This window comes from Maribacter stanieri (assembly GCF_900112245.1).
Lineage (GTDB): Bacteria > Bacteroidota > Bacteroidia > Flavobacteriales > Flavobacteriaceae > Maribacter > Maribacter stanieri.
In genome coordinates, this window is record NZ_FOYX01000001.1 from 16203 (window position 1) to 39724 (window position 23522).

General features: G+C 34.1%; 20 protein-coding genes. 13 read left to right on the forward strand and 7 right to left on the reverse strand.

Annotated elements, in window-relative coordinates; genetic code table 11:
• Nucleotides 1–23: 23 nt before the first annotated feature.
• From BM296_RS00055 to BM296_RS00070, 4 genes are all read left to right on the forward strand, one after another.
• Nucleotides 24–2477 (forward strand): hypothetical protein, encoded by a 2454-nt coding sequence (locus BM296_RS00055; protein WP_091900471.1) that lies wholly within the window; start codon nucleotides 24–26, stop codon nucleotides 2475–2477.
• A gap of 116 nt (nucleotides 2478–2593) precedes the next feature.
• The gene (locus BM296_RS00060) at nucleotides 2594–3286 is read left to right on the forward strand and encodes a TapB family protein (protein WP_091900474.1); all 693 of its coding nucleotides are present in this window, start codon (nucleotides 2594–2596) and stop codon (nucleotides 3284–3286) included.
• Nucleotides 3287–3402: 116 nt separating this feature from the next.
• Entirely contained in the window at nucleotides 3403–4113 is a 711-nt protein-coding gene (locus tag BM296_RS00065; protein WP_091900476.1) for a collagen-like protein, read from the forward strand.
• Nucleotides 4114–4230: 117 nt separating this feature from the next.
• On the forward strand, nucleotides 4231–4911 hold the full coding sequence (locus BM296_RS00070) for a collagen-like triple helix repeat-containing protein (RefSeq protein ID WP_091900478.1): 681 nt from the start codon (nucleotides 4231–4233) through the stop codon (nucleotides 4909–4911).
• 32 nt (nucleotides 4912–4943) lie between these two features.
• On the opposite strand, the gene lipB is transcribed toward BM296_RS00070, so the two are convergent.
• Genes lipB through BM296_RS00085 form a run of 3 tightly spaced genes read right to left on the reverse strand, consistent with a single transcriptional unit; the run spans nucleotide 4944 to nucleotide 6587 of the window.
• The gene (gene lipB / locus BM296_RS00075; RefSeq protein ID WP_091900480.1) at nucleotides 4944–5657 is read right to left on the reverse strand and encodes a lipoyl(octanoyl) transferase LipB; all 714 of its coding nucleotides are present in this window, start codon (nucleotides 5655–5657) and stop codon (nucleotides 4944–4946) included.
• 26 nt (nucleotides 5658–5683) lie between these two features.
• Nucleotides 5684–6421, reverse strand: coding sequence for a hypothetical protein (locus BM296_RS00080; protein ID WP_177214895.1), 738 nt, complete (start codon nucleotides 6419–6421; stop codon nucleotides 5684–5686).
• 10 nt (nucleotides 6422–6431) lie between these two features.
• Nucleotides 6432–6587, reverse strand: coding sequence for a YqaE/Pmp3 family membrane protein (locus BM296_RS00085; RefSeq protein WP_074669928.1), 156 nt, complete (start codon nucleotides 6585–6587; stop codon nucleotides 6432–6434).
• A gap of 78 nt (nucleotides 6588–6665) precedes the next feature.
• Here BM296_RS00085 and BM296_RS19505 point away from each other — a divergent pair, with 78 nt between their 5' ends.
• From BM296_RS19505 to BM296_RS00125, 8 genes are all read left to right on the forward strand, one after another.
• Complete coding sequence (locus BM296_RS19505) at nucleotides 6666–7745, forward strand: response regulator transcription factor (protein WP_218157854.1); 1080 nt, start codon at nucleotides 6666–6668, stop codon at nucleotides 7743–7745.
• Nucleotides 7746–7842: 97 nt separating this feature from the next.
• Nucleotides 7843–8406: a TlpA family protein disulfide reductase gene (locus BM296_RS00095; protein ID WP_091900482.1), complete on the forward strand. Its 564-nt coding sequence runs from the start codon at nucleotides 7843–7845 to the stop codon at nucleotides 8404–8406.
• A gap of 225 nt (nucleotides 8407–8631) precedes the next feature.
• A complete protein-coding gene (lysS, locus tag BM296_RS00100; RefSeq protein ID WP_091900484.1) occupies nucleotides 8632–10323 on the forward strand; it encodes a lysine--tRNA ligase in 1692 nt (563 codons plus the stop codon).
• A 55-nt stretch (nucleotides 10324–10378) separates the two neighbouring features.
• Nucleotides 10379–11809 (forward strand): SLC13 family permease, encoded by a 1431-nt coding sequence (locus BM296_RS00105; RefSeq protein WP_091900486.1) that lies wholly within the window; start codon nucleotides 10379–10381, stop codon nucleotides 11807–11809.
• A gap of 197 nt (nucleotides 11810–12006) precedes the next feature.
• Nucleotides 12007–14496, forward strand: coding sequence for a zinc-dependent metalloprotease (locus BM296_RS00110; protein ID WP_091900488.1), 2490 nt, complete (start codon nucleotides 12007–12009; stop codon nucleotides 14494–14496).
• Between the two features lie 180 nt (nucleotides 14497–14676).
• Nucleotides 14677–14856 (forward strand): hypothetical protein, encoded by a 180-nt coding sequence (locus BM296_RS00115; RefSeq protein WP_091900491.1) that lies wholly within the window; start codon nucleotides 14677–14679, stop codon nucleotides 14854–14856.
• Nucleotides 14857–15018: 162 nt separating this feature from the next.
• Nucleotides 15019–15474 (forward strand): DUF4890 domain-containing protein, encoded by a 456-nt coding sequence (locus tag BM296_RS00120; protein ID WP_091900493.1) that lies wholly within the window; start codon nucleotides 15019–15021, stop codon nucleotides 15472–15474.
• Nucleotides 15475–15730: 256 nt separating this feature from the next.
• Nucleotides 15731–19660 carry a DUF2194 domain-containing protein gene (locus BM296_RS00125; RefSeq protein ID WP_091900495.1) on the forward strand — a complete coding sequence of 1310 codons (3930 nt, stop codon included), beginning with the start codon at nucleotides 15731–15733 and terminating at the stop codon, nucleotides 19658–19660.
• Nucleotides 19661–19739: 79 nt separating this feature from the next.
• Here the strand turns inward: BM296_RS00125 and hemL are convergent, their stop codons facing one another.
• From hemL to BM296_RS00145, 4 genes are read right to left on the reverse strand one after another with little or no spacing between them, the layout of a single operon-like run.
• Entirely contained in the window at nucleotides 19740–21020 is a 1281-nt protein-coding gene (hemL, locus tag BM296_RS00130; protein ID WP_091900497.1) for a glutamate-1-semialdehyde 2,1-aminomutase, read from the reverse strand.
• Nucleotides 21021–21038: 18 nt separating this feature from the next.
• Complete coding sequence (locus BM296_RS00135; RefSeq protein ID WP_091900499.1) at nucleotides 21039–21863, reverse strand: glucosaminidase domain-containing protein; 825 nt, start codon at nucleotides 21861–21863, stop codon at nucleotides 21039–21041.
• On the reverse strand, nucleotides 21860–22765 hold the full coding sequence (locus BM296_RS00140) for a 1-aminocyclopropane-1-carboxylate deaminase/D-cysteine desulfhydrase (protein ID WP_091900501.1): 906 nt from the start codon (nucleotides 22763–22765) through the stop codon (nucleotides 21860–21862). The genes BM296_RS00135 and BM296_RS00140 overlap by 4 nt, the downstream gene beginning before the upstream one ends.
• Before the next feature lie 11 nt (nucleotides 22766–22776).
• Nucleotides 22777–23106, reverse strand: coding sequence for a hypothetical protein (locus BM296_RS00145; protein WP_091900503.1), 330 nt, complete (start codon nucleotides 23104–23106; stop codon nucleotides 22777–22779).
• Nucleotides 23107–23302: 196 nt separating this feature from the next.
• On the opposite strand from BM296_RS00145, the gene BM296_RS19340 reads away from it, so the two are divergent.
• Nucleotides 23303–23461: a C1orf53 family protein gene (locus tag BM296_RS19340; RefSeq protein WP_177214896.1), complete on the forward strand. Its 159-nt coding sequence runs from the start codon at nucleotides 23303–23305 to the stop codon at nucleotides 23459–23461.
• The last annotated feature ends 61 nt before the right edge of the window (nucleotides 23462–23522 follow it).

The following is a 23522-nucleotide window of genomic DNA, read 5'->3' on the forward strand; positions in this document are numbered from 1 at the left end:
TAACTTTGCAAAAACTTATCTGAATGAGGCATACCTTATTATATGTAGTAATAGTACTATTATGCATAAATTGTACGAATAACAAGACCACGGAGAATTACGTATTAGATTTAGTTCCAAATAATGCTGCCTTAGTTTTTAAAATTAATGATTTTGAGACCTTAACAGATGTACTTTCTACTAACGAAATTTTAAAATCGCTAGAAACTCAAAAGGCATTCGCCAATATAAAAAATACCTTAAAACCGTTACAACATCTATCTAACCAGAAAAAAGGTTTACTAGCCTTATCTATTGACAGCACACACTTAGATTACACCTATATTTCAAATGATAGTCTTTTAATACGCAATTGGGACAGCATTACCAGCAAAAGCATTGAGACCATTTTTTTCAACGATACAAAAATTACAAAATACGTAATTGAAGATTCCACTTTCTTTAGTTCTCATATCGAAAACAATTGGGTTTTGTGCTCTTCTCAAACTTTACTACAAAACATAATAACCAATATTGAAAACCCTAATATCAACGAAGCATTAAAACGATTCTATGATGTCTCTAGTGAAGAAAAGATTTTGAATGTTTTTCTTGACATTGAGCATGGCGAAACATTGCTTAAACAGCTTTTTGATGAAGACCAAAATATTTCGAATTTTGCAAGATGGTTAACTCTAGATCTTACCTTAAACGACACGGAAATTCTACTAAACGGCGTTGCAGAATCGAATACTGATGAAAACAAGTTTTTAAGTTTTTTCCAGAATACTAAACCAATACAGAACAAAATATGGAATTTAGCGCCGAGCGATGTAAACTATATAACATCATTTGGTTTAGATGATTTTAAAAAATACTCGGCAAACAAAACAGTCTTAAATTCTGCTAAAACAGCATTAGACTCCTTATTGACTACAGTTGAAGAAATTGGAATTACCGAATATGACAATGAGCATATATTATTCTTAAGAACTTATGGTACGGCAACACTATTGGATTACTTTAATGAACAAAAAATTTCTACCGATGAATTTAGTGGCAACGAAATCTGGGAGTTAAAATCAAACCTTGAAATTTTTGAACCATTGACCCCATTAATTGGCGAACATTCATTTAAATATTCTAGTATAATCGAAAACACTTTTATCTTCTCAAAATCTAAAAGCGTATTAGAATCGGTTATTACAAAAATTAAAACGGGAGATACTTTTGAAAAAACCATGCTTTTTAATAATGCCGAAAGTAAACTAACTTCGTCATCAAGCGTACTTTCTATTTCTAACTTAAAAGGTGCTGTTTCAATTTTAAACGAATCGGTTTCTAAAACACTAGGAGATTCATTTAATAAAAGTGACTTAAACGATTATGTTTATGGCTCGCAATTTATTGCCGATGCCGGTTTTTTTCACACAAATTTTTTAATTAAAAAAATAACAAAAGAAGAAGATCAAAATTCAGTCTCTTCAGCATTTGAAGTTCAATTCAATACAGATCTAGCAACATTGCCTCAATTTGTGACCAACCATAGCAATGGAAGAAAAGAAATTGTAGTCCAAGATCAAGAAAATATACTTTACCTTATTTCTAATAGTGGGAAAATTTTATGGAAAAAACAACTAGACGGACTTATACAGGGTAAAGTACAACAAGTAGACCTATTCAAAAACGGCAAATTACAATTAGCATTTACAACAAATAATGAATTCTTAATTTTAGACAGAAACGGCAAGGAAGTAAAACCGTTCACCAAAAAATTTACTGGAGGAAATTTAAACCCTCTGGCTGTATTTGATTACGAGGGCACCAAAAACTACAGATTTGTTGTTACTCAAGATAAAAAAGTGTTCATGTACAACGGTAAAGGTGACATTGTTAAGGGTTATAAATATGACAAAGACGAAGCTAATATTTTAGCTGCCCCACAGCATTTTAGAATTGGGAAGAAAGATTATATTGTTTTCAAGCTTGAAAATGGGCGCTTAAAAATAACTAATAGAGTAGGTAACACAAGAGTTAATGTAAAAGATAAATTTTCGTTTTCCGAGAATGACATTAAACTTTATCAAAATAAATTCACCTTCACATCTGAAGATGGAATCTTGTATCAAATTGATTCTCAAGGAAAATCCACATCTAGTAATTTAAACCTTGCAAAAGACCATGGAATAGATGCCACTTCTAGGACACTGGTTATTATGAATGATAATTTATTACGCATACGCGATAAAAAAGTGGAACTTGAATTAGGTGTGTATTCTAAACCAATCATTTTCTACCTGAACGATAAAATTTACGTTTCGGTTACCGATATTCAGAATCAGAAAATTTACTTGTATGATAGTCAAGGAGCATCTATACCAAACTTTCCGATTTTCGGCAGTTCCAACATAGATATGGCAGATATGAATCTAAACAAAAGAGCAGAGTTTGTTTTTAAAGATCAAGAAAACAGCATTAAAGTCTTTAAAATAAGATAAAGTATCAAACTGAAAAATACACAAACATTTATACCAATTACACAAATAGGATAAATAGATAATTTGATTTCCATATATTTAAGTAGTTATTAAACAGAACCTTAACTACAAGTAAAATGAAAACTAAACTTCTTCTTTTCTTATCTTTCTTAATTGGCACTACTTCATTTTTTGCTCAAGACAATTGTAGCAAATTTTACCCTATGACTGAAGGTGTATCTATGGAATACACCAATTACAATAAAAAGGGCAAGGTTGAAAACGTTAGCTCGTTTAAGGTTGTTGATGTAAATAATAGGGGAGGTGCCACAAATGCTACTATGGATATCAATTTAAAAGACCATAAAGGGAAAGACATCTATAGTACCAACTATAATCTAACTTGCAAAGACAATGTTGTTACTTTAGATTATGAATCATTATTGCCTACAGAAATGATGCAGCAGTATGGTGATATGGATATTGAAGTTTCTGGTAATGATATTGAAATACCAAACAATTTAAGCGTTGGCCAAAACCTTCGAGATGCCAATGTATCCATGAAAATTGGCATGAGCGGCATTAATATGAATATGACCGTTAATATGGTGAATAGAAAAGTAGAGAAAAAAGAGAGTATTACTACCACTGCAGGAACTTACGATTGCTTTGTGCTTTATAGCGAAAACCAATCAAAAATGATGATGGCAAACCAAGTATACCCAACTAGAGTTTGGTTGGCCGAGGGTATAGGTATGGTAAAACAGGAGACGTACAAGAAAAACGGAGATGTAATGAGTAGTACAATCCTCGCAGCATATAGTAAATAACAACTTCTACAACTATCAATAAAAAAACCGAAGCTTATGCTTCGGTTTTTTTATGCCTTATTGTTAACCTTTAACCTTTTGCTTCATTAAGAGGAAACAATCTTAAAATATTTAAAATGAAGACAACAACAAATTTTATTAAGTGTGCAATTTTGCTATGCGCAATTATATTGACCTCATGTTCAAAAGATGGAGACATTGGTCCAATTGGACCTCAAGGTGAACAAGGAATACAAGGTGAGCGAGGTCCCGCAGGAGAAGACGGTGAAGATGGAGAAGCTCTAGGTGTACCTGGCCCACAAGGAGAACAAGGCGAACAGGGTGAAACCGGACCTGCTGGACCAGCTGGTGAAGACGGAGAGAATGGTGAAGACGGTGAAGATGGCAACGCCAATGTGATATCTTCTAGTTGGCTTGTAGCAGATTTTCCAAATAATTATTCTTTCTCTGCAGCAACTGTTACCATTAACGATTCTAGAATTACGCAAGATGTATTGGATAATTATACTGTTTTGGGTTATTTTTCTTTTAGTGACAGTTATTCTGAAGTTTATGCCATACCGTTTACAGAACCTTTATTCAGATCTTTTATTATGGAGCAAAAAATGGCTATTGGCGAATATAAAATTACCGAAATGGGTAATTTAGATACTGTAGACACTATTGATCCTGTAGATGGTTTCGTACGCTATGTTCTAATTGCTAATTCCACAATTACACTTAAATCTGGAGAGAATAATCTACATACCGTTAGCGCTATGAAGGCCAACAACGTAAATCTTTCTAACTATCATGAAGTAATGGACTACTTAGGAATAGATTACTAAACTTTGAGTTTAATCAAAAGGAAAAACCGAGGCTTACACCTCGGTTTTTTTTATACACTATTGTTAACCTTTGCTATTTAGTTTTCATTAAAAAGAAATAATCTTAAAATAAGAAAAATGAAAACTACAATGACTATTATTAAATGTACACTCATGACTATTGCTATTGCATGTACCTCATGCTCAAAAGATGGGGATATTGGTCCTATTGGACCCCAAGGAGAGCAAGGCATTCAAGGAGAACAAGGTCCTGCTGGCGAAGATGGCGAAGCACTTGGCATACCAGGTCCACAAGGTGAAACTGGAGCCACTGGAGCCACTGGTCCGGCTGGTGAGGATGGTACAAATGGTGCTGACGGGGAAGACGGCAATGCAAATGTATCAACATTCACTTATGATCTTTCAACTGAATCTGGTGCAACTATTGCTATTACAGCCACCGCTTTAACTCAAGATGTTGTTGAAAACGACCTTATACTTGGTTATCTTTTAAAAAATGAAGATACCTACACCCCTATTCCTTCGTCAATATATGCTTTTGGACTAAATGACAATAGTGATATAGCTATTGAAATACAACTAAATAGATATTGGATGTTTTTTTATGAAGTTGGCACAGAGAATTTTAAATCAGTTACTGCCGGGCAATTGGACGAACTAAAATTAGTGATCATAGAATCAAACAGCACAACTTCTGGAAAATCAAGTAAAGAGGATATACTTTCAAAAATGAAGTCCGATGGAGTAAATACCGATGACTACTACGCAGTAATGGATTACTTCGATTTAAATTTTTAAACCTATATAAATACACACTAAAAAACCGAAGCTTATGCTTCGGTTTTTTCTATTATTGCAGCTTCAAAAAGTACTTGAAAATGCTTCAGTAATTTTTGTTTAACTTCCACCAAGTCCACCTCTTTTTTTCCTAATTCCACATTTAATGAAGTAACAGCTTTTCCTTTTATACCACAAGGAATCATCATATCAAAGTATCCTAAATCGGCATTTACATTTAATGCAAAACCGTGCATGGTCACCCAACGGCTAGCACGTACGCCCATTGCACAAATTTTACGTGCAAACGGAGTACCAACATCTAACCATACTCCTGTTTCCCCTGGTGAACGTTCAGATTTTATTCCGTACTCTGCTAAAGTTAAAATGACCATTTCCTCCAGAAAACGAAGGTATTTATGTATATCGGTAAAGAAGTTGTCCAAATCTAAAATGGGATAGCCTACAATTTGCCCAGGACCATGATAAGTAATATCTCCTCCTCTATTAATTTTATAGAAAGTTGCACCTTTGGCAGCTAATACTTTTTCATCTACTAATAGATTGGAAATATCACCGCTTTTACCCAACGTATAAACATGAGGGTGTTCAACATATAAAAAGTGATTAGGAGTTTCTAAATCCAGAGCTTCTCTCCTATTTCGGATTTTTAAATCTAAGGTTCCCTTAAATAACTGTTCTTGGTAGTCCCAAGTTTCCTTATAGTCTTTAAGACCTAAATCTTGTACTAGCACCTTCTTGTTCATCTTACAAAGATATGAAAAGCTAAATCCTATTTTTCTAGCTCTACTTCAATTACAATAGATTCTGGATTTTTCATCATATCCAAGAAATTTACTTCGTGAATCATGGTTTTACCATCCATTGAAAATGTAGCCTCTTCAATATTGGTAGATTTAACCCGCTTTGGAAAATGGTATTTAAATGTATATGTAGAACTGGACAGAAACATTTCTGCACTTGCCAAACTATCAATACTTTTTTCAAATAAGGCTTGATCTAAAATAATAGTCTCACGTTTAAACTTATTCTTTTTAAAAGTATAATTAACTTGTGTTGTTTCCTCTGTTGCACTATTTGGCATAGATTTACCTCCTGCAATTGGACCTACAGCACTAGCATTTTGAAAAGCGTTGAATGCATCATTTACTTCAGAAACCTTTTTAAAATCTGTATACATATTAAAGTTCATTACCCCATTGTCTGGATCTACCTTCATATGTAATTTAAAAGGCTCTAGCCTTTTAAATTTAGCCTGCTCCTCTGCAGATAATTGAGCAATACTATCCTTTTTATCTTGTAATAAATCTTTAAATACAAGTGTTGAATCTATTGCTTTATCTAATTGTGTAGAATCTGAGGCAGGTAACATTTGCATCATTTCTCCACCATCAAACAGTATGCTCATTTTACCAGAACCGTCTTTATTAAAATAAATCTCTTCGGTAAAATTACAAGCAGCAAAAAGTACTGTTATTATAACAGCTGACAAAATTTTAAAAAGTCTCATGTATTTGATTCTAATTAGGATTATTCAATATGACCAATGCAGCGATTACACCTGGCACCCAGCCGCAAAAAGTCAAAAGTAGAACAATTAGAAAAGACCCACAACCTTTACCTAAAACTGCTAAAGGGGGAAAAAATATGGCAAGTAATACTCGAATTAAACTCATTTGATTATTATTTTGATTGATTGATGTACCTTATACGTCGCAAGTATAATCGCTTTGTTACAAAATCTATTATTTTAAATGATTATTATACCACCAATGCTTAGAAAGTTTTTCTTAATTATTATTCTTCTCTCCTCTTCCATTGGTCTATCTCAATATAATTTCAAAGGTCAGATTGCAGAACAAAAGAGCGGCAAAACTATTTATCTCTCCATAATTGAAGATTACAGAAAGTTCGGTAGAATATCTATGAATCAAATTCTAAAAAAAACCACAACAGACTCTTTGGGTTATTTCAGTTTTAATGGAAACAACCTTATTAACGAAAATAGAATCTATAGAATTCATTTAGATGATTGTCCAAAATCCTCTTCTAGTTCAGAACATTTTTTTGGCAGTTGCGAATACAGCAAGAGTATACTATTTATAGCCAATAATACTGACACCATTACATTTCCCACTTCATTTGATAATGAAGCCCTTTGTGAAATTACATCTACTAACAGTAAATCATCTACCTTTTTAGATATTGATGTATTAAAGGAGCAAATGGCTTTCGATTTTAATGATTTTAGAAGTGACGCCAATAGAAAACTAAACTCCAAAAAATGGTTCTCCACCTTGCAAGATTTTGGAGAAAAACTAGATGAGCCTTTAGCCGAACTATATATCTTCAATTTTTTATCTGACAAAAGAAATGAAACCTACAGTTATTACTTAAAAGACATTGGCAATACAGACTACTATATAAAACTTGGCGAAAGATTAAACGCAAAATATCCTAAGGCACCATTTACCAATCTGTACATAAATGAAATTGCCATAGACCAACAGATTGCCGGTAGCAACACGCCAAAACCGCAATTATGGAAATGGCTTCTACCTTTATTGCTTACACTGTCAATTGCACTGAATATTTACTTTCTAATTAGAAATAAACAAAATATAAAAAATGCAGACAATGAAGCTCTTGAAAAATTAACGGAGCAAGAGCAAAATATTGTTCAACAGATTCTTGAGAATAAAACAAATAAAGAAATTGCTTCTTCTATGTTTATAAGTGTTAGTACCGTAAAGACCCATATCAACAACATCTATAGGAAATTACAAGTAGCTTCAAGAGATGAAATTAAACGGCGATATAGACCCCTAACTTAATTTCCACCTAGGGTCTAGTACCTTTTTCCACCCCATTAAATCCGTTTTGCACTAACAATTTCTAGAATTTTCAGGTCTAATACTAAAACTGAAAATCATGAAATTATCATTTATATTGACCACACTTCTTTTGAGCTTCTTCCTCAACACATTTTCTCAAAACACCAACCAAGAGGTTAGTATTGAAAATCAGCAGCCGTTTTTATTAGGAGAAATAACTATAGACGGCCTTTTATCCAACACCTATAAAACCTGGTTTGAATCTAATTTCGATAATTATAACACCGACAGCAAACAGATAGATTTGATTAAAGATAAATTGAAACCTTATAAAATTTTAGTTTTTATGGGTACTTGGTGTGGCGATAGCAAACGTGAAGTGCCAAGGTTTATAAAAATTCTAGAATCTTCTGAATATGCTATGGATAACCTAAAAATAGTAGCTTTAGATAAGCGAAAAGAAACTTATAAAAAAAGTCCTCAAGGCGAAGAATGGGGTTTGAATATACGTAGGGTTCCTACTTTTATATTCTATAAAAACGGACGGGAAGTCAATAGAATTATTGAAACCCCTATTACAACTCTAGAAGATGACATTTTAAAAATTATTTCAGAGGAAGAATATATCCCTAATTATTCAGCATCATTACATTTCGACTGATGTACTTTTTGGTAAATAAATGCTATAAAAAAAACAATAATAAATCTAGGTATCACCAACATCTAAATAAAAGGAATGAGCCAAAAAAATTTTGCAATTATTGATAGATTGCATCGTTCAGCACTCAACTATAAAAATTTTGCATAAAGACGGTATCCTTTAGTGCTTTCTAAATTGAAAGATTAATACATATCGATTATATTTGCCAGCTAAATAAACGACGGCATGCAATTATCGGAGCAAGAGCTTATCAGAAGAGAAAAATTGGAGAAATTAAGAACACTGGGTATTAATCCTTATCCCGCTGCTTTATATCCTGTTGATGCTACATCAGCAAGCATAAAATCCAATTATGAAGAAGGCAAACAAGTGGTTGTTGCCGGAAGGTTAATGTCTCGTCGTATTCAGGGGAAAGCTTCTTTTGCTGAGCTTCAAGATAGCACTGGCAGAATACAAGTTTATTTCAATAGAGATGAAATTTGTACTGGTGAGGATAAAACATTGTATAACGATGTTTATAAAAAATTACTAGATATTGGCGATATCATTGGTATCGAAGGGGACCTTTTTACCACGCAAGTAGGTGAAAAAACGATTATGGTGAAGAAATTTACCATGCTTAGTAAATCGTTAAGACCTTTGCCATTACCAAAAAAGGATGCAGAAGGTAAAGTTTATGATGAGTTCAATGACCCTGAGTTACGCTACCGCCAACGTTATGTTGATTTGGTTGTTAACCCAAAGGTGAAAGAAACATTCATTAAAAGAACTAAAATAACAACCAGTATTCGTGAGTTTTATAATGCAGCTGGGTATTTAGAAGTAGAGACTCCGATCTTACAACCTATACCTGGTGGTGCAACTGCGCGTCCGTTTTTAACGCACCATAATGCATTAAATATTCCTTTATACTTAAGAATTGCTAACGAACTTTACCTTAAGAGGTTAATTGTTGGTGGTTTTGATGGTGTTTATGAATTCTCAAAAGATTTTAGAAACGAAGGAATGGACCGTACCCATAACCCAGAATTTACTGTAATGGAATTGTATGTTGCATACAAAGATTACAACTGGATGATGGATACCACTGAGAAATTATTGGAGAAAATTGCGATGGATTCTAACGGTACTACAAAAATAACCGTTGGCAAACATGAAATTGAATTTAAAGCTCCGTATGCACGTGTACCAATTCTTGAAGCTATAAAAATACATACCGGTTATGACGTAGCTGGTATGCCTGAAGATGAACTTCGTGAAACAGCAAAGAAGTTAGGTATTGAAGTAGACGAAACTATGGGTATCGGTAAATTAATCGATGAAATTTTTGGTGAAAAATGTGAGCATCATTATGTGCAACCTACATTTATTACAGACTACCCTAAAGAAATGAGTCCGCTTACCAAAGAGCATAGGGACAACCCTGCGTTAACAGAGCGTTTTGAGCTTATGGTTAATGGTAAAGAACTTGCAAATGCATATTCTGAGCTTAATGACCCCATTGATCAAAGAGAGCGTTTTGAAGATCAATTGAAGCTTTCTGAAAAAGGAGATGATGAGGCTATGTTCATTGACCAAGATTTTCTTAGAGCTCTTGAATATGGTATGCCCCCAACTTCTGGTATTGGTATTGGTATTGACCGTCTGGTGATGTTGATGACTAACAATGCGTCAATACAAGAAGTATTGTTCTTCCCACAAATGAGACCAGAAAAGAAGCCTTTACAACTGTCTGAAAATGAAAAAGTGATTTTCGATATTCTAAAGGCGGAAAAGAAAATGGAACTCGACGCCCTTAAAACAAAGTCTGACTTAAGTAACAAAGCTTGGGACAAGGGCATCAAAGGGATTACGAAGCAACAGTTGGCTAAAATCTACAAAGAAGATGACGTTCTTTTAGTGGAAATTTTAAAATAGTCATTTCAAGGGACGTTAAAAAATAGTAGCTTAGAAGCTGGCTAAACCAACCAGCATGAATTTAAGTAGCAAAATAGGCTTGTTCGCAGGTCCTATTATATTTTTCACTATCCTTTTATTACCTAATGTACTTATATCTGAAAATGCAGATGCTGTAATTGCTGTTGCCCTATGGATGGTTACTTGGTGGGTTACCGAAGCTGTCTCCATATCTGTTACCGCACTATTACCCTTGCTGCTTTTTCCTATTTTAAAAGTAATGCCTATTGGAGATGTTGGGGCAAACTACGGTAGTCCTATAGTTTTTCTATTCTTTGGTGGATTTGTAATGGCATTGGCATTAGAAAAGGTTAATCTTCATAAACGTATTGCCCTTAATATTATTAGACTTACGGGTACAACGGCTAATAAAGTAGTGCTCGGTTTCATGATCGCCACTGCCGTATTAAGCATGTGGATCAGTAATACAGCCAGTACGGTAGTAATGCTACCCATTGCCATGTCCGTTATTAATCTGTTGATAGAAGATGAAGATGGTTTTACAAAACGAGACCGAAACTTTGCTTTAAGTGTGATGTTAGGTATCGCCTTTGCTGCCAACGCTGGTGGTATTGCAACTGTTATTGGCACTCCCCCAAATTCTGTTCTAATTGGCTTATTAGAAAATGAATACAATATTGAAATATCATTCCTAAAATGGATGATCATTGGGCTACCATTTTCCCTGATTATGATTACTATTTGTTACTTTGTATTGGTGAAAGTATTTTTTCCTACTCACGGCTTAAAATTCAAAGCATCTAAAACAATTATACACAAAGAGCTTCAAAAATTAGGGCCTACATCTGGAAAAGAAAAAATGGTACTTACCATATTTGGGGTTACTATATTTCTATGGATATTTAGAACCTTAATCAATTCCATATTTCCAAATCTAGGGCTATCAGATACACTAATTAGTATTTTTGCGGCTATTGCTTTGTTCACCCTACCTTACAATATTAAAAAGGGTGATTTTATTCTACAATGGCAAGACACCCAAAAACTTGCGTGGGGAATTCTAATTTTATTTGGTGGCGGGTTATCCTTAGCAAACGGCATGTCGGTTTCTGGCATTGTAGATTTAGTAGCCCAGGTTATTGGAGAAAGTAATCTGAGTATATTGTTAACCGCGTCGTTATTGATAACACTAATGCTATTTATGACAGAGTTAATGAGCAACGTTGCGCTTGTTGCCGTTCTTGCGCCTGTAGTTGCAGGTATTGCTATTGGTCTTGGTATACCTATCATCTATTTACTTATACCAATTACCATTGCTAGTAGTTGTGCTTTTATGCTACCAATGGCTACACCACCAAATGCAATTGTTTTTGCAAGTGGTTACATAAAGGTTCATGAAATGGCACGTGCCGGTGTTATTCTAAATCTAATTGCAGTGCTATTATTAATAGGACTATTTCAATTTATACTACCACTAATATTTTAGTTTTCAACTGAACAAAAAAATAAAGCCCTTGCTATTTGCAAAGGCTTTATAATTGACTAATTCAGAATGAAAAAATGTTTATTCCTACTTAATAGACGCCTTTCTCATGGTAATGTTACAAATAGGCTTAAGAAATTATTAACTATTTGTTCCATATATTATTTCAATCTTTGAAAAATTACCTAACTAACTCAAAAATGAAAAGAAAATTACTATTAAAATTATTACTCCTATTATGTGTTCTTGGCTACCAAAATGCCGACGCACAAATCTTTAAAAAGAAGAAAAAAGATACTGAGCAAGAAGCTGGCAAATCATCAAAAGATAAAATTCAACCTTACAATAAGGTAATTACCAAAGATGCCATAAGTGATACCGGACTTTTCACAACACATATAGTTGATGAAAATCACTTCTTTGAAATTCCAGATTCTCTTTTCAACAAAGAAATGTTGATGGTTAGTAGAATATCGAAAACCGCTTCTGGTATAGGTTTCGGAGGCGGAAAAATCAATACACAGGTTTTACGATGGGAAAAGAAAGATAAAAAAGTGTTGCTTCGTGTTGTATCCCATGACGTAGTTGCTGCAGATTCTCTTCCGGTACATGAGGCTGTAGTAAATTCAAACTTTGAACCTGTACTTTTTTCCTTTGACATTAAAGCTGTTCAGAAAGATTCACTGAATTCTTCAACAGTAATTGAGATCAACGACATATTCACAAAAGATACCAAAGCTTTTGGTATGCCAGAGCAGTATAGAAAACGTTATAAAGTTTCTCGTTTAGATGAAGGTAGAGGATATATTGAAACGATCAAGAGTTATCCTTTAAATGTAGAAGTACGTCACGTAAAAACATATTTGGCAAGTAATTCTCCAAGCAATTCTACATTGGGATCTATTTCTGTAGAAATCAACAACTCCATGATTTTACTTCCTAAAGAGCAAATGAAACGTCGTTATTTTGACGAGCGTGTTGGTTGGTTTGCCAGAGGTCAAGTAGATTATGGTTTAGATGCCCAAGAAAGTAAGACTATTAAATTTCTTGATAGATGGCGTTTAGAAGTTAAAGATGAAGACCTTGAAAAATTTAAAAATGGCGAACTCGTTGAGCCTAAAAAACAAATCATCTACTATGTAGATAGAGCTACACCTAAAAAATGGGTGCCGTTCATTAAACAAGGTATAGAAGATTGGCAAGTTGCTTTTGAGGCTGCAGGTTTCAAAAATGCAATTATTGCCAAAGAGCCACCAACTGTAGAAGAAGATCCAGAATGGTCTCCTGAAGATATACGCTATTCTGTAGTGCGTTATTTAGCATCACCAATACCTAATGCTAATGGACCACATGTTAGTGATCCACGAAGTGGTGAGATATTGGAATCTGATATTAATTGGTACCATAACGTAATGACTCTTTTAAGAAATTGGTATTTCGTGCAAACAGCGACCATAAATCCTGCTGCTAGAGGCGTTTCCTTCGATGATGATGTAATGGGCAGGTTAATTCGATTTGTATCATCTCATGAAGTAGGACATACTCTAGGTCTGCCACATAACATGGGTAGTAGTGTTGCTTACCCTGTAGATTCGCTTCGTTCTAAAACTTTTACAAAGAAATACGGCACCGCTCCATCGATAATGGATTATGCCCGTTTCAACTATATAGCCCAACCTGGTGATGAAGGTGTCGCATTAATGCCTGACATTGGTGTTTATGACAAGTATGCTATTCAATGGGGTTACAAGCCAATCTTGAACACTACTGCAGAGGAAGAAAAATCAATATTAGATAAATGGATTACAGCTCATAGTGGTGACCCATTATATCGTTTTGGCCATCAACAGGTAGGAGATATCGTTGACCCTAGCTCGCAAACCGAAGATTTAGGTGATGATGCAATGAAGGCAAGTGAATATGGTATTGCCAATTTAAAAAGGATTGTTCCTAAATTAATTGAATGGACAGCCGAGGATGGTAAGAACTACGAAGACCTAAATAAATTATACGGTCAAGTATTCTCCCAATTCAATAGATACATGGGCCATGTTTCCAACAACATAGGTGGGGTTTACGAAAACCATAAAACTTATGATCAAGAAGGAGCGGTATATACTGCAGTTCCTAAAGCCCATCAACAAAAAGCAATGGCGTTTTTACAAAAGCAATTATTTAATACGCCTATGTGGATGTTAGATCAAGATATTCTTGACCGTACAGAGTATTCAGGATTCTTAGAGCAAATGCGTTCTATGCAAGTACGTACACTTAATAATGTACTTAGCTTAGGAAAAATGGCTAGATTAATTGAATATGAAACCATAAATAAGACCGAAGCCTATACATTGGTTCAAATGATGAGCGAACTAAGAAAGGGTATTTGGTCTGAAACAAAAAGCGGCAAATCAATTGATACCTATAGAAGAAACCTTCAAAAAGCACATATTGATCGCTTGGAATACCTATTGACCGCAGAAAACCAAGCAAAGGCTTCAGATTTTGGTGGCTACAGAAAATCAACAGTTGTCAACACCAGTCAATCTGATATTAGAACTATAGCGAGAGCAGAATTAAATATTTTGAAACGAGATATTAGAAATGCGAAAAATAGAACATATGATATGATGACAAAATATCATTACGACGATGTTTCTGAGCGTATTAACGTCATTCTTGACCCAAAATAAGAACACGTAAAAACATCGATTAAATGCACCTATCGATGAAAAACCAATATCATCGATGAATGTAATCTGTTTACCACATATTAGATATCCTAAACATCAAAAAAAGCCCATTACACAACAATGGGCTTTTTCATGCGTTATTGTTTTTTAGATTAGCAATGAATTTAAAACCCCCAAATCATGACCAACAAATTAAAGAGTCTTATTTACTTAGCTTGTTTTATCTGTGCTTCTGTGGTATACCACCAAAACACAAATGATAATGTACAAGAGGATATTGTGAATACTACTTACGAACAAGATGTTGATATAGTTATCAATCCCTACAAAAACATTGAGGGCAGGACTCAACAGAATTAAAAAACATTAAAGAACTTACCTACTTAAAAGCGCGGCCCTAAAGCCGCGCTTTTTGATTTTTAAAACTTTCCTAATCTCGTTAAATATTTACTAAAGTGATTATGATCCTTAAACCTATCTGTAAAATTCATGTCCAAGTAACAAATACAAAAAATAAAAAACATGAAAAAATTAGTAATGGCCATATTAATAATGGCAGGCATAACCGCAAGCGCACAAGATTATAGTAAAAAAGGAAACAGAGGCGATATGAAGGATTTTACTCCAGAACAAATTGCAACTATCCAGACAAAAAAAATGACTTTGGCTTTAGACTTAAATGATTCTCAGCAAGCAAAAATCAAACAGATTCTAACTGAAGATGCGAAGACCAGAAAGGCTAAAATGACCGAAAGAAAAGCCAGTAAGGAAGAAGGTAAAAAAGTAGTGACGGCAGATGAAAAATACGCTATGGCAAATGAGCGATTAGATCATGAAATTGCACGTAAAAAAGAAATGAAATCTATACTTAATGATGACCAATTTGAAAAATGGGAAAAAATGAGTAATAGAAAAAAAATGCGCGGTCATAACAAAGAAAGGGACGGCAAGAATGGAAAACGTACTTCTAGAGATTAATATTAAAAAATCAGGATAAAAAAAAGACTTGCTTTGGGCAGGTCTTTTTTGCATTTAATCGATTTGCAAATTCCTCTCCATAGCCCCAAAAACGTACTATAATGCACTATAATGATTCATTCATGGATGAATTTGAATATTTGACCAATAAATTTCAATGCCCTATCATTATTAAAGTACTTAGTTAGTTCTAATTGAGAACCAAACATTTTTTGTTTCAAAGGCGGTCTCTAATTAGAACTTAAGACACCAAGCCATGATAGCAAAAAAAATAGGTTATTTATCACTACTTATAGCCTTTAGCTTGTTGACCAGTTGCCAACAGGAATTATACAAGTCTAACAATAAATTTAATATTCCAGAAAAAAGTACGGAGGAGCCTCTTGTACAATTCTTAATTGAACCTACAAATTATAGCGCTATTCTTGAAACCGAGAATTTAGCAAAGGCTTTAGACTATTCCAAAATTGCACATAAAACGCTATGGGTAAATCAATTCAACGAGAAACTTAATATTTCACCGACTACAAGAGTGATAACTGTTCACGAAACTGCTGGTTTAAGTACTACTGCCATAGATAGCCTTTTAAAATTCGTATCTAAGGGCGGAACACTTTTCGTTACCAAAGCAGCTAAAGATGAACGTTTATCTTACTTTTTTGGAATGACACCAGATGCTGACTGGAGTACGAATAGAGAAGCATCAGGGTTGTTCTTCAATAAAGCCCTATTCCCTGGTATGCAAGGGCGTGGTTTTGATAACAAAACAGTTCACCTTGGTTTTGATGGCTCTAACTTTTCTAGTCACGTAAATGTTTTAGTAGCCGCCCACAACAACAAAAACTACCCTGTCTTAATAGAAAATAGAATAGGCAATGGAAAAGTAATTCTTTACAACTCATCTCAAATTCTAAAAAAGGAAATGAGAGGCCTTTTATTTTCCGCAAGTTTATTAGGGCTAGAGGGTATTCCTTATCCAATTGCAAATATTGGAACTTTATTTCTCGATGATTTTCCAGCCGCTATGTATGATGATAACGGAAAAGCCATCAACATACAAAATGGCATCAGTAAATCTGAGATGTTAAAAGCAGACTGGTGGCCTAAAATGAAGAAATTTGCACAAGAAGAAGATATAAAATACTCTGCTTATGTAACTTTTAATGCTAATGAAAAAAACACTGGCGATGCTAATTTTAAAAGTTGGGATCAAACCGGATTATTAGATGGTAAAAATGAGAATGGCACCAACAAATGGCTTACCAACGAATTTACCAATATAGGTCATGAACTTGGTTTTCGTGGTTATAATGACCTTCCGCTTTCTAAAAAGTTATGGAAAGACACTGATCTAATTCTAGATAACGCCAAAGCTTCTGCTAATAAATGGGAAGACGATGTATCAAAAACATTACCAAGCTCATACGCAGCCCCAGACAATCAAATAGATAGTCTAGGTCTTATAGCTTTAAAGAAAGGTTTTCCTAGCTTAAATTTTGTACATACTTCTTTTTCAGGAGATGTTTATGAAGGTGGAAATAGAGAGTTTGACCCAGACCCATTAAACAATAGGTTTTTTGACTACCCACGTTTAAGCAGCGGATATGAAATATCCCAAAAAGATCAATGGGCATTAGAATCTACTTACCTATATACCGGGATTTGGTCACATGTATTAAATACCAATGATATTCTAAAAATTGGAAGTACAACGAACGCTATTGGTGAACTAAAAAAGCATATTGTAGATTATAAGCGAAGACACCCTTACATGAAGTTTTTAACTGCCAAACAATCTACAGAAGCAGCTATGGACTGGCGTTACCAAAGTATACGCCACTTAAGTTACGAGGGGCAATACGAAGTTTCCAGTTCTTTAAATTCTGACGAAAAAAAGGACTCTTATTGGCTAATGTATGTTGAAGAACATAACAATGTTAAGGTACATGAACAATTATTCTTTAACCAAGTTGAGTTTAGTTCGGTTCCTTTATTGAACGGTTTTCTGTATAGCATTAAAACCAACACCCCAAATATTAGTGTACCAGATATTCGACCAGAAATAAGAATACTTATAGGCACAACCTCAACTTTAATTACCAATACAAAAAACGATTATAAATCGTATAATAAGAGTAAGCAAACTATGGTTCCATTAAAGCAAAAAATCGACAGATTGGTTGTGGAAGAAAAAACAGAACAGGCAACAAATTTAATGGAGAAGTTATTTAAGGATAATAAATTTATTAATGTCAAACAAATAGTTACTTATGCCGAAGGGATGGAAGCACAAGGAAAAACCGAGGAATTGTGGTCTCAATTAAATGGCATGTACCTTAAAAATCCTTCTAGCTCTTATGCAGATTTTTCTAGAAATATTAGCACCGTAAGTAATTATCCATCGCCTGCTGTCAAAAAAATGTGGATGGAGAGACAAATGGAATGGGGACAAAATGACGTAGCTATTCTAAAAGAATATTATCAGGATTTCAATACTGACGACAACACCAAAATCATAGAACAAGTCTTAGAAGTACTATATACTTTAGAACCCACTGAAGCGAATAAATTGACCTATTACGAATTTCTAGTAAAGTCTAATTACGAAGATCTTTTGAGCAAACTTGATGCTATTGAACCCTGCAGTATTTCTAATAAAGATTTAGCAACTTCAATTAGCCATGTCTATGCCAATAAACTAAATTTTGAAAAGGCAGAATTATGGCAAAAATGCGGGAATATTTCTCCGGAAGTTGTTAAAGAGTGGAAGGAAAAAACGAAAACTATAGCAAGCAAAAAGTTTACAGATTTCGAATATTACACAAGATACTTATTGGTCAATGATCCAGATAAGGCGGTTGAAGAATTACAGGATATTGAACCTTGTAGACCAGACCTTATAAGGATATCTAAAAATATAGCATTATTATTTGCGCAATATACCCAATACCAAAAAGCATTAGATTGGAGTACCTGTACCAATACTATACCCATATCAAAATTGCTAGATTGGAATTTAGAATTTGCCAATGGTAGATATCTAAAGAAAGTATATGCTGACCATATAGAAAAAAATCCTAGAGATTATAAAACTATGAACCACATGGTGAAGTTGCTATTATTAAAAGGTGATGTAAACGGTGCCGGTGAAATTGCCATGAACATACCATCTTCTAAAATTGATTCTGATTTTAAAATAGCTTTTAACAATGAGGTGAAAACTGAATCTGACGATAAACAATCACTATACATAAGTAAATTCAAAATTCTAATGGATGATGCTATTGTCAAAAAATCAGAGATTGAAGCAAGAAAAAAGAAAGGCCATTCTATAGGTCTAACTTCTACTGCTATAGCCGATGAGTTTAACCCTACATTATTTAACAATGCTTTCAATTTTGGATTTTACAATACAAAATTAGATTTTCATCAGTTCTCTATTGTTCAAGGTACTGCATATTCTGTTTTAAAAGACACATTGGTACCAAATGATATAGGTAGAGATTTATTGGGTGTAGAATATATGTACAAGAAGGAATCTAACGAAAAAAGTCCGTTTTATGTTGGTGCAAAAGTAGAACTTGACAACTTCAATAAATTATTCTTTCACGTAAAAACGGGTATAGATTTTATTGGAGACAACAACAAATCTTCTTTAGCTCTTAAAACTAATCCTGTTACTACCGGACCTGGATATGATTTAAACATCTATGATATTCAAGTTAAGGCTACGCAAGAATTTGAGTATTCCCAGAACTTGAATCACGAATTTTATGTGAAAGGAGATTATTATACAGATAGTCAATACTACGCAGTGGGCGGCACAAGGTTAGAATACAATCTAATTAATTTAGATAAGTTTAAAATTGGCCCTTTGGCTGAAGGCGCCTATGGTGTTGGTTCTGAAGACAGAAGAAACGGATTTCCATACTGGTTAACAGAAGATAGACTTTTTGCCGGTGGAGGATTACAGTTACAGTTAGGAAATGAAGATTCAGATTTTAATCTAAAAAGTGACTTCTCACTTTTTGCAGAACAAGACGAACCTACTTTTCAACGGTATGAAGGTGAATTGTCTTATAGAATTAAAAACTTTACTACTATCAATTTAAACTACTCTTACTTTACTATAGACCAATTTTTCTCAAATGCTGTTCAGTTGGGTGTTCAGTACAATTTCAAATAAAAAAATAATCACGCATAAAAAAAGAGCCTTGCATAAGGGCTCTTTTTTTATTTCTGTTATTCATATATAATCTGATTTGCTATAAGTCGATTTCCTTTAGTGCATTTATAGTTGCATCTAAATCTTCATAACTTAATGCATCATTTAGAAAATAACTTTCAAAGGCACTTGGAGGTAGATAAATTCCTCTTTCTAACAAACCGTGAAAATATTTCTTGAAGGTGTCGTTATCACCTTTTGCAGAAGATGCGAAATCAACCACAGGCTCATCGGTAAAATGGACGGAGATCATACTACCAAAACGATTGATTTGATGCGGTACATTTTTCTCCGTAAGCACTTTCCCAATACCTTTATGTAAATATGCTGTTTTCTCTGCTAGACTTTTAAATACTTCCGGGGCATTGTTCAACTCGGTCAACATTGCCAAACCAGCACTCATGGCAAGTGGATTTCCACTTAAAGTTCCTGCTTGATATACAGGACCATCAGGCGCTAGATAATCCATTATTTCTGTTCGCGCAGCAAAAGCACCTACTGGCAAACCACCACCAATGACTTTTCCATAAGTAACAATATCAGCTTTTATATTCAATACTTCTTGGGCACCGCCTTTTCCTAAACGGAAACCCGTCATTACCTCGTCAAATATCAATAAGATATTTTCTTGGGTACATATTTCCCGTAATCCTTTTATAAACTCATCGGTAGGCACAATGCAACCCATATTACCGGCTATAGGCTCTATAATAATTGCAGCTAATTCACCTTTATTTGCTTGAACCAATTCTTTGACCCCAGCCAAATCATTATACGCTGCCAACAATGTATCTTTTGCCGTGCCCTGGGTAACACCTGGACTATTAGGACTACCAAAAGTTACGGCCCCACTACCCGCTTGAATTAAAAACGAATCTGAATGCCCGTGGTAGCAACCAGCAAATTTTATGATTTTGTCTTTACCGGTATAACCCCTTGCCAAACGTACAGCACTCATACAAGCTTCCGTACCGCTATTTACAAACCTTATCTTGTCCATATTAGGCACCATAGAGATAGCTAGCTTAGCTAGCTCTGTTTCAATCTCGGTAGGCATACCAAAAGAAGTACCATTTTGCGCTTTTTCAACAACTGCTTTTATAACAGGTTCATATGCGTGACCTAAAATTAACGGACCCCAAGATGCTATATAGTCAATTAACTTATTGCCATCCTCATCAAATAAATAAGCTCCTTTTGCTTTCTTTACAAAAATTGGATCACCGCCAACGGCTTTAAATGCACGTACAGGAGAATTTACTCCTCCTGGTATATATTTTTTAGCCTCAGCAAACAAGGCACTACTTCTTTGATAAATCATTTCTCTTAATTGATTTTACTATTTTTTTACTTTAATAGGTTGCCCAATAGATAAGTCAGAACTACGTAAATTATTCAATTGCATAAGTTCATCAACACTCATATAATACTTTCTAGACAATGAATATAAAGTATCTCCTTTTTGTACTGTGTGTATGTTATCTGAATCTGTAGCAACTATAGTTGTATTATCATAACCTGCTTTTTTTATTTGCCTATCATACTTATGCAAATCATATTTCTCTATTAAATAAATAAGCTTCTGCGGGTATCTTGGATCTGTTGCGTAACCTGCCTTTCGTAATCCTCTCGCCCAACCTTTATAATCCGTATGTTTTAAATCGAATAAAAAAGCATATCTAGACCTTGTAGTTAAAAATATACTGTGGTCTCTAAATGAATACATAGGATGGTTGTATTTTCTAAAGCACTCTCCTTTTTCATCGTCATCATGAAAATCATAATCACCCTCCCAACCTTTATGGCATTTTATCCCAAAATGATTGTTCGTTTTCATAGCTAATTCACCTTTGCCATTTCCACTTTCTAAAAGACCTTGTGCTAAGGTTATACTTGCAGGTATTCCATAACCCATCATTTCTAATTGGGCTGTTTCTGCAAATGTAGAAATGTAATCGGTTGGAGAGTCTATTCTAAATTGTATAAATTTTGAAGGTTCTGCAGGTAAATCTTCTTTCCCTACTTTTTTAGAATTATTAGTTGTTGATTTACTTCGTTCATTTTGAACGTTTTTAGTTCTCAACTGGTCTGAATATCTTTTTTTAGATTTACAAGAGGTAAAACCTAAACCCACCAACAACGCCAATAAAATTATCTTTTTCATATATTCAACAAAGGTAAATTTTTCTTTTTCAGTACACTATTCATGCCAACAATTCCTTGCAAGCCACCGGTATGTATTGCTAGAATTTTAGTATTTGGCACAAAAATATCAAGCTTGATCATATCGAACAACCCAAACATCATTTTTCCAGTATAAATAGGGTCTAAAGGAATTTTAGTTTTTTCCTTAAAGTCATTTATAAAATTAATTAGCTCTTCGGATATTTTTGCATACCCACCAAAATGATAATCGGTATTTAAATCCCATCGGTCATTACTGGCTAATTTCTGAATATCATTTTTTAAAAAATCTCCATTTAGGGCGGAGAATGCTAATATTCTTTGATGTGAAAAGGAAGCATTTATTAATCCGGATGCGGTACCGCCTGTTCCTGCACTTGTACAAACAATATTGAATTCCTTATCGTTATGTGTCAAAATTTCCTCACATCCTTTTATAGCCAAGCTATTTGTTCCTCCTTCAGGCACTAAATAAAACTCTCCAAATTCTTTTCTTAACTGTTCAATAAACTCGGGATCCTCTTTCTTACGATAGTCATTTCTACTAATGAATTTAAAACGCATTCCATCTTCATAAGCCCGAGATAATGTAGAATTTGATTGCCAAGAATTTTCTAACTCTTCGCCACGTACAACCCCTATTGCACGAAATCCTTTCTCTTTCGCCGCATATGCGGTAGCTGCAATATGGTTAGAATATGCTCCGCCAAAGGTCAATAAGGTATTTTGATCTTCTGCTTTGGCAGCCAATAAATTGTATTTGAGCTTTCTGTATTTATTACCAGAAATGAAAGGATGCAGTAAATCTTCGCGTTTTAAGACAAGGGTAACTTGCTTTTCTGATAATAAAGGATGTTCAACAAGTTGATTGATGCTTTGCAAGTAGGGCGAATTTAACGCCAAAGATATTTAATAAAGCTAAATGTTTTGCGGCTAGACAGATAATCCATATTATTTTCATGCATATATGCCTCTTGCTCAAAACTAAGATTCTGATAAGCCTTATAAGAATCTAAATACCAAATGGCTCTAATTGCCCACTCGGTTAAGTAAAGTACATAAAAAGGTAAAATCAATAATTCTTGTTGTTGACGTAAATGAATTTTTTCATGATTTATGAGTACATCGTCATTTTTTAAACTTCTAGTTTTTAAAAATATAAAGGGCCATAGTGAAAGCCCCACATAATTTTTATAGAAGAAATGTCTAAAAACCAATATCATAGATTTACTTTGGTATTACTATAACAAAGATAAAGCCAAAAATCGCTTGCTAAAAACTTACCGGTTTTTGTTGCCAACAAAACCGATTAAATGCCAAAGCTTAGCTTAAGCGCTTTTACGTCTATCTTCAAGTCATTAACTACCAAGGTTATCAACAGAAAGAATTAACTTTATATCATTAAAAATCAGCGATTACATGAAAGAGATAATTCCGATAGAGGAAGGAGATTTTTACTGGTCTGAAAACGGATTTAGAGTTTTTACAAAACAGTATCACTTAAAAAGAGGTTATTGTTGTGAAAGTGGTTGTAGACATTGCCCGTATGGATATGACCCAAAAACTAACATGCAGTAAGTTTTTAACATAGCTCGGCATGATATTTGTATTTAATTCTATCAGAAAATTGAGTCTTTAA

What these genes read in the sequence shown, in the direction of transcription:
- BM296_RS00125 (WP_091900495.1), top strand. Translation starts at nt 15,731, where the DNA reads ATGATAGCAAAAAAAATAGGTTATTTATCACTACTTATAGCCTTTAGC.
- BM296_RS00110 (WP_091900488.1), top strand. Translation starts at nt 12,007, where the DNA reads ATGAAAAGAAAATTACTATTAAAATTATTACTCCTATTATGTGTTCTT.
- lipB (WP_091900480.1), bottom strand. Translation starts at nt 5,657, where the DNA reads ATGAACAAGAAGGTGCTAGTACAAGATTTAGGTCTTAAAGACTATAAG.
- BM296_RS00115 (WP_091900491.1), top strand. Translation starts at nt 14,677, where the DNA reads ATGACCAACAAATTAAAGAGTCTTATTTACTTAGCTTGTTTTATCTGT.
- BM296_RS00085 (WP_074669928.1), bottom strand. Translation starts at nt 6,587, where the DNA reads ATGAGTTTAATTCGAGTATTACTTGCCATATTTTTTCCCCCTTTAGCA.
- BM296_RS19505 (WP_218157854.1), top strand. Translation starts at nt 6,666, where the DNA reads ATGATTATTATACCACCAATGCTTAGAAAGTTTTTCTTAATTATTATT.
- BM296_RS00060 (WP_091900474.1), top strand. Translation starts at nt 2,594, where the DNA reads ATGAAAACTAAACTTCTTCTTTTCTTATCTTTCTTAATTGGCACTACT.
- BM296_RS00095 (WP_091900482.1), top strand. Translation starts at nt 7,843, where the DNA reads ATGAAATTATCATTTATATTGACCACACTTCTTTTGAGCTTCTTCCTC.
- hemL (WP_091900497.1), bottom strand. Translation starts at nt 21,020, where the DNA reads ATGATTTATCAAAGAAGTAGTGCCTTGTTTGCTGAGGCTAAAAAATAT.
- BM296_RS00080 (WP_177214895.1), bottom strand. Translation starts at nt 6,421, where the DNA reads ATGAGACTTTTTAAAATTTTGTCAGCTGTTATAATAACAGTACTTTTT.
- BM296_RS00055 (WP_091900471.1), top strand. Translation starts at nt 24, where the DNA reads ATGAGGCATACCTTATTATATGTAGTAATAGTACTATTATGCATAAAT.
- BM296_RS00070 (WP_091900478.1), top strand. Translation starts at nt 4,231, where the DNA reads ATGAAAACTACAATGACTATTATTAAATGTACACTCATGACTATTGCT.
- BM296_RS19340 (WP_177214896.1), top strand. Translation starts at nt 23,303, where the DNA reads ATGAAAGAGATAATTCCGATAGAGGAAGGAGATTTTTACTGGTCTGAA.
- BM296_RS00135 (WP_091900499.1), bottom strand. Translation starts at nt 21,863, where the DNA reads ATGAAAAAGATAATTTTATTGGCGTTGTTGGTGGGTTTAGGTTTTACC.
- lysS (WP_091900484.1), top strand. Translation starts at nt 8,632, where the DNA reads ATGCAATTATCGGAGCAAGAGCTTATCAGAAGAGAAAAATTGGAGAAA.
- BM296_RS00145 (WP_091900503.1), bottom strand. Translation starts at nt 23,106, where the DNA reads ATGATATTGGTTTTTAGACATTTCTTCTATAAAAATTATGTGGGGCTT.
- BM296_RS00105 (WP_091900486.1), top strand. Translation starts at nt 10,379, where the DNA reads ATGAATTTAAGTAGCAAAATAGGCTTGTTCGCAGGTCCTATTATATTT.
- BM296_RS00065 (WP_091900476.1), top strand. Translation starts at nt 3,403, where the DNA reads ATGAAGACAACAACAAATTTTATTAAGTGTGCAATTTTGCTATGCGCA.
- BM296_RS00120 (WP_091900493.1), top strand. Translation starts at nt 15,019, where the DNA reads ATGAAAAAATTAGTAATGGCCATATTAATAATGGCAGGCATAACCGCA.